This is a genomic window from Methylobacterium sp. WL6 (assembly GCF_008040095.1).
Lineage (GTDB): Bacteria > Pseudomonadota > Alphaproteobacteria > Rhizobiales > Beijerinckiaceae > Methylobacterium.
Genome location: NZ_VRVH01000157.1, coordinates 1 through 10,152, shown reverse-complemented (window position 1 = coordinate 10,152; position 10,152 = coordinate 1). Strand labels below are relative to the sequence as shown.

The 10,152-nt window shown below is 73.7% G+C and carries 12 protein-coding genes and 1 pseudogene; 8 read left to right on the top strand and 5 right to left on the bottom strand.

Translation table 11 applies throughout. The annotated features are described in order from the left end of the window. Both FV230_RS18260 and FV230_RS18255 read left to right on the top strand, forming a co-directional pair. Window positions 1–315 (top strand): annotated as a pseudogene (locus FV230_RS18260) (tRNA epoxyqueuosine(34) reductase QueG); the annotation flags it as partial. Next, the gene (locus FV230_RS18255) at window positions 312–1,181 is read left to right on the top strand and encodes an SDR family oxidoreductase (RefSeq protein ID WP_147843405.1); all 870 of its coding nucleotides are present in this window, start codon (window positions 312–314) and stop codon (window positions 1,179–1,181) included. The pseudogene FV230_RS18260 and the gene FV230_RS18255, both read left to right, overlap by 4 nt. A 16-nt stretch (window positions 1,182–1,197) precedes the next feature. Here the strand turns inward: FV230_RS18255 and FV230_RS18250 are convergent, their stop codons facing one another. Then, on the bottom strand, window positions 1,198–2,265 hold the full coding sequence (locus tag FV230_RS18250) for an esterase (RefSeq protein ID WP_147843404.1): 1,068 nt from the start codon (window positions 2,263–2,265) through the stop codon (window positions 1,198–1,200). A gap of 103 nt (window positions 2,266–2,368) precedes the next feature. Further along, window positions 2,369–2,932, bottom strand: a complete 564-nt coding sequence (locus FV230_RS18245; RefSeq protein WP_147843403.1) for a DUF533 domain-containing protein — start codon at window positions 2,930–2,932, stop codon at window positions 2,369–2,371. A 171-nt stretch (window positions 2,933–3,103) separates the two neighbouring features. Between FV230_RS18245 and mdcB the strand changes: the two genes are divergently transcribed. Then, complete coding sequence (mdcB, locus tag FV230_RS18240; protein WP_147843402.1) at window positions 3,104–3,973, top strand: triphosphoribosyl-dephospho-CoA synthase MdcB; 870 nt, start codon at window positions 3,104–3,106, stop codon at window positions 3,971–3,973. Further along, window positions 3,970–4,890, top strand: coding sequence for an acyltransferase domain-containing protein (locus FV230_RS18235; RefSeq protein ID WP_147843401.1), 921 nt, complete (start codon window positions 3,970–3,972; stop codon window positions 4,888–4,890). The genes mdcB and FV230_RS18235 overlap by 4 nt, the downstream gene beginning before the upstream one ends. 126 nt (window positions 4,891–5,016) lie before the next feature. Here the strand turns inward: FV230_RS18235 and FV230_RS18230 are convergent, their stop codons facing one another. Continuing rightward, window positions 5,017–5,370: a hypothetical protein gene (locus FV230_RS18230; RefSeq protein ID WP_147728881.1), complete on the bottom strand. Its 354-nt coding sequence runs from the start codon at window positions 5,368–5,370 to the stop codon at window positions 5,017–5,019. Window positions 5,371–5,623: 253 nt separating this feature from the next. On the opposite strand from FV230_RS18230, the gene FV230_RS18225 reads away from it, so the two are divergent. After that, complete coding sequence (locus FV230_RS18225; protein ID WP_147843400.1) at window positions 5,624–6,511, top strand: transglutaminase family protein; 888 nt, start codon at window positions 5,624–5,626, stop codon at window positions 6,509–6,511. 94 nt (window positions 6,512–6,605) lie between these two features. Here FV230_RS18225 and FV230_RS18220 read toward each other — a convergent pair whose 3' ends face one another. Then, entirely contained in the window at window positions 6,606–7,643 is a 1,038-nt protein-coding gene (locus FV230_RS18220) for an alpha/beta hydrolase (RefSeq protein ID WP_147728879.1), read from the bottom strand. Window positions 7,644–7,846: 203 nt separating this feature from the next. Here FV230_RS18220 and FV230_RS18215 point away from each other — a divergent pair, with 203 nt between their 5' ends. From FV230_RS18215 to FV230_RS18205, 3 genes are read left to right on the top strand one after another with little or no spacing between them, the layout of a single operon-like run. Continuing rightward, complete coding sequence (locus tag FV230_RS18215; RefSeq protein ID WP_147843399.1) at window positions 7,847–8,050, top strand: hypothetical protein; 204 nt, start codon at window positions 7,847–7,849, stop codon at window positions 8,048–8,050. Then, window positions 8,047–9,036 (top strand): methylmalonyl Co-A mutase-associated GTPase MeaB, encoded by a 990-nt coding sequence (gene meaB / locus FV230_RS18210; RefSeq protein ID WP_147843398.1) that lies wholly within the window; start codon window positions 8,047–8,049, stop codon window positions 9,034–9,036. Before FV230_RS18215 ends, meaB begins: the two co-directional genes overlap by 4 nt. Continuing rightward, window positions 9,033–9,692 (top strand): peptidase C15, encoded by a 660-nt coding sequence (locus tag FV230_RS18205; RefSeq protein ID WP_246694910.1) that lies wholly within the window; start codon window positions 9,033–9,035, stop codon window positions 9,690–9,692. Before meaB ends, FV230_RS18205 begins: the two co-directional genes overlap by 4 nt. A gap of 36 nt (window positions 9,693–9,728) precedes the next feature. Here the strand turns inward: FV230_RS18205 and FV230_RS18200 are convergent. Further along, window positions 9,729–10,152, bottom strand: a 424-nt coding sequence (locus FV230_RS18200; RefSeq protein ID WP_147843397.1) for a helix-turn-helix transcriptional regulator, incomplete at its 5' end; no start/stop codon positions are given.

Genomic DNA, 10,152 nt, shown 5'->3' with positions numbered 1-10,152 from the left:
GCCCTCGACGACGCCGCCTTCCGCAGGCGCTTCGCCGGGACGCCGGTGAAGCGCACCGGCCGCGACCGCTTCCTGCGCAACGTCCTCATCGCCGTCGGCAACTCGGGAGACCCGGCGCTGGCGTCCTCCGCCGTGCAGAACCTCGCGGACCCGGCCGCGATCGTGCGGGGCATGGCGGTCTGGGCCTGCGGCAGGCTTCTCGGCGCCGCGGCCTGCCGTCCCCTTTACGAACGCCACGGGCTCGGCGAGACCGATCCGGACGTTCGGGCCGAGTGGCGTGCCGCGCTCGACCCGCCCGCGGAGATGCCATCATGACCCTGTTCGTCTTCGGCCTCGGCTTCTCGGCCCGGCGTTTCTCGGAATGCGCGCGCGGCCGGTTTCCCCAGATCGTCGCGACGGTGACCGAGCCGGACAAGGCCCGCGCGATCGAAGCGGAGACCGGACTGTCGATGAGGGCCTTCGGCCCCGAGGCCGACGACCCGCGCATCCCCGCCGACCTCGCGGCGGCCGACGCGCTGCTCGTCTCGGTCCCGCCCGACCGCGACGGCGACCCGGTGCTGCGGCGGTTCCGCGACGACATCGCCCGGAGCCGGATCGGCTGGATCGGCTACCTCTCGACGATCGGCGTCTACGGCGACCAGGGCGGCGCCTGGATCGACGAGACCGCGCCGGCGACGCCGAAGAGCGCGCGCTCGCAAGGGCGGCTGGCCGTCGAGAACGCGTGGCGGGCGCTCGGCGCCGAGACCGGCAAGGCGGTGCAGGTGTTTCGGCTGTCGGGCATCTACGGCCCGGGCCGCAACCCGATCGTGAAGCTGCGCGACGGCCGATCCCAGCGCATCGTCAAGGCGGGGCAGGTCTTCAACCGCATCCACATCGACGACATCGCCGCGACGCTGCTCGCCTCGCTCGACCGGCCGCGCAACGGCGCGGTCTACAACGTCACCGACGACGAGCCGGCGCCACCCCAGACCGTCACGGAATACGCCGCGGCGCTCACCGGCCTGCCCCTCCCGCCGGAGGTCGACTTCGAGACCGCCGACCTCTCGCCGATGGCACGCAGCTTCTACGGCGAGAACAAGCGCGTGCGGAACCGCCTGATCCGCGCGGAACTCGGCGTCGACCTCGCCTTCCCGACCTATCGCGAGGGGCTGCAGGCCTTGAAGGACGAGGCGGCCGGCTGACGGAGCCGGCCCGCCGTCACGGGCGCGGCGGCACGTGCGCGTCGAGCCAGGCGGCCAGCCATGCGGCCACGTCGAGGCTGTTCCTGTCCTGCATCAGCATGTGCGAGTTGCCCGCCATGCCGACGTCGGGCAGCAGGACCAGCTTCGCCTTGCCGCCGGCCTTGTTGGCGGCCTCGACGAAGGCGCGGCAGAGTTTCAGCCGCGGGGCCCAGCGCGGCACGCGCTCGACGTAGTCGCCCCATAGCACGAGGATCGGCAGGTCCCTGTAGGGTGCCAGGTCGTCCTTGGCGGGATCGGGGCAGGCGGCCGGCTCGATCGCCACGAGGCCGCGGATGCCGGCGCGATCGAGCGCGGCGGTCTGGAACGGGTAGATGCCCGATTGCGAGTGGCTGATCAGGATCGCGCCGTCGAGCCCGGTTTTCTCGATCGTCTTGGCCAGCTCGGACAGGGCCGGTACGGTCGGGTTCGGGGTCGGCAGGGTCGCGGCCCAGTCGGCGACCATCTGCTTCCAGAACTCGGCCTGCGCCTCCAGGGGGAACTGCATCCCGGGAAACACCTCCGGATATTTCGGGCCGAAGCGGAAGATCGCCCAGGCCGGCTCCTGGCCGGCCGACACCACCGGCGGCAGCGTCTCGGGCGCCGCCTGGCCGGTCTTCACCGCGTTGATCCTGGACGGGTCCACCGCCGAGCGGCCGCGACCGGCCTGGTCGATCACGTAGATCGGGAACCCGGCGCGGACGAAGAACTCGTCCCAGCCCATGCGCCCGTCCGGCGTCGTCTCCCAGGTCTTGCCCGTGAGGCAGCAGCCGTGGATCAAGACGATCGCCGGGCGCTTGGCCTCCACCGGGATCTGGTAGCGCACGTAGACCTGGTCGACGCTGATCGTGCCCGAGGGCGCGTAGGCCGGCAGCGTCGAGAGGGTGTCGGAGGCGACGCTGCGGCCGCCGACGAAGAAGCTGCCCTGCCGGGCGATCGTCAGCGGCCCTGCGGGCTCGGCCGCCGCGGCGGGCAGGGCGAGCAGGCTCCCGATCAGGGCGCTGGCGGCGAGACGCCGCCGCGGCGGCGTCGTGTTGTCATCGGACATGCGGTTCCCGGTTCCCCGCGGCGCCGTCTTCCGTGGCGCCGCAGCCGGAACCTAGCACCGCCGCGCCCGCCGGCATCAACCGGAAGGTGCGGCGGCGCGACGATCAGGCCGAGAGTTCACGCTCGACGCGGGCCGCGGCCTCGGCCGGCACGTCGAGCGCCTCGGCCAGCATCTTGAGGAACTGGCGCTCCTGCATCGTGTCGAGGTCGATCGCCAGGGCCGCGGCGGCGTAGATCCGGGCGGCGGCGTCGGAATCGTCGACCGCGTCGGCGATCTCGTCGATCTCGGCCGGGTTGGCGAGCTCGCGCTCGAGCCAGGCGCGCCCGTCGCGATCGATGCCGGCCGCCGCGACGGCCTCGTCGAGCCGGCGCCGCTCGGCCGCGTCGACCAGGCCGTCGGCCACGGTCGCCGCCACCATCGCGCGCAGCATCAGGCGCGCCTCGTCCTCCGGCACGTCCTGGAACGCCGCCGTCTGGGCCTCGTCCGGCTTGCCGCCGCGCAGCGCCCGGAAGGCGAGGCCGCCGATCAGCGCGAGGCCGCCCAGGGCCGCGCCGGCCAGGGCGCCGCCGCGCGCCTTGACGAGGGCGTCGACGATCGACTTCGCGTCGACGGACTTCTTGGGATCGACGGGCAATTTGGCGTCGGCGGTTTTGTTCAGATCGGGCATCGCGGGCTACTCCGAACGCGGGCGGGGATCGGACCGGCAACGACCGGACGGGGCCAAGGTTCATCGGCATCTTCCGTCGCGCCGGTGGCGGTTGCCGGATTCGGGCGCGGCGGCGATAGAGGGCGGCACCAGCCGATGGCGCTCCTTCCCCGTCCCCTAAGCCGAGAGGCCATGACGACAGCCGCACGATCCAAGAGACCGAGCCTGCCTCTGCGGGACGCCGAGCGCGCCAGGCGCCTCGCGGCCGTGGCGGCAACCGCGTTGCGGCTCGAGCTCGACACCTACCCCAAGCCCGGCCTCGTCAGCCGCGTCGACAGCGGCAGCCATGCCGACATGGACGCCGCCACCTTCGCGGCGAGCACGGCGGCGATCGAGCCCTACCTCGCCGACCTCGCGGCCGCCGGCGCCCAGGAGGCGACGATGCCGGCGCTGCGCCGCATCGGCATCGCGGCCGAGGCGGCGATGCGCGCGGCGACCGGGGGCGTGAACACCCATCGCGGCGCGATCTTCGGCCTCGGGCTGCTCTGCGCGGCCGCCGGGTCGTTCACCGGCGAGACGATCCCCGCCGGAGGGCTCGGCGTCCGGATCCGCCAACGCTACGGCGACGCCATCCTCGACGGCCCGGTCCTGCTGCGCGCCCCCGGAGCCGAGGCCCGGCGCCGCCACGGGGTCGGCGGCGCGCCGCACGAGGCGGCCTCCGGCTTCCCCCACCTCTACGGGGTCGGCCTACCGGCCCTCGACCGCGGCCGGCGCCTGCGGCCGGACGATCCGGAGGCGGCGCGTGTCGAGGCCTGCCTCGCGCTCATCGCCACTTTGGAGGACACGAACCTGCTGCATCGCGGCGGCGAGGCCGGCTACGCCTTCGCCCGCGACGCCGCCGCCGGCTTCATCACGGCCGGCGGCGTCGGCCGGTCGGATTGGCGCGCCGCGGCGGAGGACCTCCACCGCGCCTTCGTCGCGCGCAACCTCAGCCCCGGCGGCGCGGCCGACCTGCTGGCGATGACGCTGTTCGTGGACGCGATCGAGGCGCCGCGCCCATGACGCTGGCGATCCTCTGCTCGGGGCAGGGCGCCCAGCATCCCGGAATGTTCGATCTCACCGCCGACCTGCCGGCGGCGCAGGCTGTGTTCACGGCGGCGCGGCCGCTGCTCGGGGCCGACCCGCGCGACCTCGCACGCGCCGGCGGCGAGGCCCTGAACGAGAACCGCACCGGGCAGATCCTGTGCTGCGTCGCGGCGCTCGCCGCCTGGACCCTCGTCTCGGAGGCGGCGCCCGGCCGCCGGATCGTCGCCGGCTACAGCATCGGCGACTTGGCCGCCTGGGGCTGCGCCGGACGCTTCTCGGCCGAGACCGTGCTGGCGCTCGCCGCGGCCCGAGCCGAGGCGATGGATGCGGCCTCCGGCTCGGGGTACGGCCTCGCCGGCATCCGCGGCCTGCCGCAGGCGCGGGTCGCGGCGATGGCGACCGCGCAGGGCTGCCACCTCGCGATCCGGAACGCGCCCGACAGCGTCGTGATCGGCGGAGCGGTCGGCGGATTGGGGGCCGTCCGCCGCGACGCCCTCGCGGCCGGCGCGCAGCGCGCGGTGCTGCTTCCGGTGCGGACGCCGTCGCACACCCCGCTCCTCGCGGACGCCGCCGCCCGCTTCCGCAAAACCCTGCGCGAGGCTCTTCCTGACAAGCCGGCGCGCACGGCGCCCCGTCTGGTCAGCGGGCTCGACGGCAGCACCGTGTTCGATGCCGCGGCCGGGCTCGACAAGCTGGCGCGCCAGATCGCCACCACGATCGATTGGGCGGCCTGCCTCGACGCCTGCCGGGAATACGGCGCCACCACCGTGCTCGAGCTCGGCCCCGGCCACGCGCTCGCGACGATGGCCGCCGCGGCGCTCCCCGACGCGCGGGTGCGGGCGCTGGAGGATTTCCGTTCCGCGGCGGGCGTGACGGAGTGGCTCTCGGCCTAGGGAACGCTGCGCCCGAAGCGCTCTCCCTCCCCCCGCGGAGGGGGGAGGGGGGACGTGAAGCTGGGCGCCGGAGCGTTCAGTGGGCCCGGCAGCCCGGTGCCCGGCGGGCCAGCGCGCCCGAACCCGTCACGAATCGAGGGCGTCGGCCTCGTCGATGTCGAGGAGGAAGACGATGTCGGCTTCGTCCTCGTCGTCCTCGCCCTCTTCGGTGGTGGCGTCGTTGGCGGCGGCGTGACGCGGATCGTCCTCGAAGTCGCCCTCGCCGTCGTCCTCCGCCAGCGCGTCCTCGAAGATCTCGATCTCGTCCTCGCTGGCGGCGCGGATCTTGAGCTCCGAGGTGCCGTTCCAGAGCGGCGCGCCGTCGCTCGTCATCTTCTGGATGTCTTCCTTGAAGCCGTCGCAGGTGAAGAGGTCGCGCGCGGTCTCCTCGTCGCCGTTGATGACCGCCACGGCTTTGCCCTCGATCTCGAGCGTGAACATCGCTGACTTCCCTCTGGTTACCGTGGTTGCGGAAGGCCCCGCATCCGGGCCGTTCGCGCCTGCGCCGCAAGAAAGCTTTGGAACTTCCGCGCACCGCTCTCAATCCGGTCGCGGGGATGCTGTAGGGGGGAACGGTACACCCGCCAACCCCGAATTATCGCGCCGTCCGAGCCCTCCGCGGTCCGCCTCCTGCTTGGACCCGGCGACGGCATGGCGTGGCCGGCGCCGGCCCAGGAAAGAAGGATCATCCCGGATGCGGATCAGGCTCGGCTGCGAGATGCGCTACGCCTTCCCCTATCCCGTGCCGATGGTGGTGATGCTCAACCTGCATCCCTCCTGCGCCGACGCCCTCGAGGCCCCCGATGCGATCGTCACCCATCCCGAGGTGCCGGTCGAGACGTACCGGGACAGCTTCGGCAACCTGTGCGGCCGCCTGATCGCGCCGGCCGGCGCGTTCACCATCGGCACCGACGGGGTCGTCGCCGACGACGGGTTGCCCGATCCCGCCGAGCGGGACGCCGAGCAGCACCGCGTCGAGGACCTGCCGGCCGAGACCCTGCTGTTCCTGCTGCCGAGCCGCTACTGCGAATCCGACCTGCTCGCCGAGGAGGCCTGGCGGCTGTTCGGCGACGTGCCGCCCGGCTGGGCCCGGGTGCAGGCGGTGTGCGACTTCGTCCACGCCCACCTCGCCTTCGGCTACGAGTTCGCCCACCGCGACCGCACCGCGCTCGACGCCTACCAGGGCGGGCGCGGGGTCTGCCGCGACTTCACCCATCTCGCGGTGGCGTTCTGCCGGGCGCTGAACCTGCCGACCCGGTACTGCACCGGCTACATCAGCTTCATCGGCGAGCCCGAGCCGCACCCGGCCGGCGATTTCTGCGCCTGGATGGAGGTCTATCTCGGCGGGCGCTGGCACGTGTTCGACCCGCGCAACAACGCGCCGCGCATCGGCCGGGTGATGGTCGCCTACGGGCGCGACGCCGCCGACGTGCCGCTGACCCACACGTTCGGCCCGAACCCGCTGGTCGGCTTCCGGGTCTGGGCCGACGCCGTCGCGGTGATCGACCACCTCGACGCGGAGGCCGCCGAGGAGCCGGAGGAGCCGCTGCCGCCGCAGACCATGACGACCCGGATGGGGTGAGGAGCGTTCATTCTTGGTCGTATGGGTCGGGACCGATGAGGCCCTGCGGACGCCCGCCGCCCCGCGGTCGCGGGGGCCGGATCACGATCCGGGCTCAGGCCCCGCTGCCGCCGCGCGAGATCGCGCGCTTGACCACGCCCTGCACCTCGGGGTTCGAGAGGAACAGGTCGTGGTTGATCAGGCCGCCGCCGTAATCCGAGGCGTCGGCGACGCGCACGCCCAGCGCCTCCAGGCGGTCGCGGTCGGCGGCGCCGGCGCGCACGACGCCGCCGGCGATGGCGCCGGAGAGCTCGAGCGCGCGGTCGTTGGTCGACGAGATCACCGTGATCTTGTGCACGTCCGCGCCGAGCTTGGCGACGCTGCCCGTGAACAGGTCGATGTCGATGTCGGGGGCGGCGAGCACCACGGCACCGATCCGATTCATCGCCGCGTCGCCGGCCTCGGCGCGCAGCATCCGCAGGGTCTCCAGCGTCAGCAGCGTGCCCATCGAGTGGGCGACGATGTTGATCCTGCCCGCGCTCTGGGTCGCCGCGAGGGCCTTCAGCAGGTCCTCGAACGCGTCGCGCGACCACAGCGCGCTCTCGCGGTCGTAGCCGTAATCGAAGGTCGCGGCGGCCGACGGCCAAGTGAACAGGCCGGACACGCCGCGGAAGCGGATGCCGTCCGAGAGCCGGGCCGCGCTGACGGCGGCCGACTCGAACGATTCGCGGTAGCCGTGGACGTAGATCAGCACGTCGCGGCCGAGGGCGGCCTCCGCGAAGGCGTTGGCCGCGCCGGGGCCGGTCTCGACCTTCGGCACCGCGCCGATGGTCCAGTCGCCGGAGATCACCGACGAGACCTTGCCGAGCAGCGACCGGTCGGGCGGGGACAGCCGCACCTCGGCGAAGCTCAGGCCGCGTCCGCGCTCGGCGTTGAAGTAGGGGGGCTTGGGCGGGCTGCCGACGGGCTTGCGCGTGGTGGCGACGAGCAGGACCGGCATCACGTCGAGGGCCGACTGCCTCTCGGGCAGCGCGACCGTCCCGGTCGAGAGGCTGTCCGTGACGCAGCCCCCGAGGGACGGCGCCAGCACGGCGGCCCCCCCGAGGGCACCGAGGCGGACGAAGGCGCGGCGGGTCGGAGGCTGGCGCAGCATGATCTCGGGTCTGTCCGGCACGAGGGGAGACGGCGATGTGTCCGGCTCCGAGACCTAGCCTGTGCCGCAGGATCATGACCATGGCAGGGCGTAAGCGTGACCGTTCGTCCGGTGGATTGCGGGCATCCGGCGCGGCGGCCAGGAGCCTCCTCCTGAACGGCGGCGGCATACGGCGGTCGGAAGGGCAGAGGGATGCCTCACGATTGGAAAAGGACCCGCCGTGTTCACAGCGCGAAATCCTTTCGATCGCCAGGTCGTCACCGGCGCGTCGCGCGATCGGCCTGGCCACCGCCGCCTCCGTCCTGTCCGGCACCGGCGGCGCTGATGCCGGGATCGCGATCGGCGCGGGCCGACCCGGTCCGTGCCCCTCGACGAACGCCGCCCGCCCCGGCATGAAGGGCGGATGACGCCTCCTTCCCTCGACATCGATGCGCTCCGCACGCGGCTGCTCGCCGGCGACCGGGCCGCGCTCGCCCGCGCCATCACCCTCGCCGAGTCGAAGCGCGCCGATCACCGGGCGCTGGCGCGGGACCTGATCGACGCGGTTCTGCCGCAGACCGGGCAGGCGATCCGCGTCGGCATTACCGGGGTGCCCGGGGTCGGCAAGTCGACGACGATCGACGCGCTCGGCGCCAACCTGACGGCCGCCGGCCACAAGGTGGCGGTGCTCGCGGTCGACCCGTCCTCGACGCGCACCGGCGGCTCGATCCTCGGCGACAAGACCCGGATGGCGCGCCTCGCCCTCGATCCCAACGCCTTCATCCGTCCGTCGCCCTCGTCGGGTACGCTCGGCGGCGTCGCGGCCAAGACCCGCGAGACCATGCTGCTGTGCGAGGCGGCCGGGTTCGACGTGATCCTGGTCGAGACGGTGGGCGTCGGCCAGTCCGAGACGGCGGTGGCGGACCTGACCGACTTCTTCCTGGTGCTGATGCTGCCGGGTGCCGGCGACGAGCTGCAGGGCATCAAGAAGGGCATCCTCGAGCTCGCCGACATGATCGCGGTCAACAAGGCCGACGACGGCGAGGCGGAGCGGCGCGCCAACGCCGCGGCCGGCGAGTACCGCGCGGCGCTCCACATCCTGACGCCGGCCTCCGCCACCTGGACGCCGCCGGTGGTCACCATCTCGGGCTTCCACAACCTGCGCCTCGACGCGATGTGGGACCGCGTCGTCGACCACCGCCAGAAGCTCACCGCCACCGGCGAGATCGCGAGGAAGCGCCGCGAGCAGGACGTGAAGTGGATGTGGGCGCTCGTCCACGAGCGCCTGCACCAGCGCCTCGTCGGCACGCCGGAGGTGCGCAAGCAGACGGCGGAGGCGGAAGGCCGCGTCGCGCAGGGCGAAGCCTCGCCGGCCGCGGGCGCGGCCGCCATCGCCGAGCTGATCGGGCTTTGAGCCTGGTAGCTTCCAGCGGATCGCCGGTTCTTCTGATCACCGGGTTCGGCCCGTTTCCCGGCATGCCGCGCAACCCGAGCGCGGCGCTGGCGCGCCGCCTCGAAAGGTCGAGCCGCCTCAGGTCGGCCCTCGGTCGCGCCCTGCGGGTGCGGGTGCTGGACACCACCTACGACGCGATCGGCACGCAGCTCGTGCCGACGCTGGCGCAGGCGCCCGCGGCGGTGCTGATGCTCGGCGTCGCCTCGCGGGCCAAGCGCATCCGCGTGGAGGCGCGGGCCTGCAACCGGGCGAGCCGGTTCTACCCCGATGCGTCGGGGCGCCCGTCCGCCCACCTCACCCTCGATCCGGACGGACCGCCGGCCCGCCGTGCCTTCGTCGCGCCCCAGGCCCTGGCGATCATGCGCCGGCACGGGCTGGCGGCGGGGCGCTCGCGCGATGCCGGGCGCTACCTCTGCAACGCCAGCTACTTCCGCGCCCTGGCCGAGCCCTGCCCGGTGCTGTTCGTCCACATCCCGCCGGCGGCAGCGGTGAGGCGGCCCCGCGACGCGGCGCGCCCGCGGCACGGCCGACCCGATCCCGCGGCGCAGGCGCGGGCGCTCACGGAGGTGGCCTTGTTCCTTTGCGTTCGGGGACGGGCGGCCACCTCGAAGCGGTGATGCTGCGTCGAATGTCTCACGTCGCCGCCGTGTCGCTCACCCCAGATCCTGCAGGTGCCGCGCCGCGATCACCGAGGCGGCGGTGCGGTTCTCGACGCCGAGCTTGGCGTAGATGCCCTCCAGGTGCTTCGTCACCGTGCGCGGGCTCAGCCCCAGGATCTCGCCGATGTCGCGGCTCGACTTGCCGCGCGAGAGCCAGAGCAGCACCTCCGCCTCGCGGCCGGTGACGCGAAGCCGATCGCGCAGGCGGTCCAGGCCCGCGGCGGTGTCGTCCCGCGAGAGGCGCAGCAGGATCTCGTCGCCGGTCCGGCCGATGAAGCTGAGGACGTGGGCGCGGCCCTCGCGGTCGCGCAGGCTCAAGGGCGCCGCCGCGCCGCCGTCCAGGGCGTCGCGCAGCCAGGCGCGGCTCGTCGCCGGCAGGGCGAGCGACGCGCCGGGATCGGCCGCGAGGTCGGCGAGC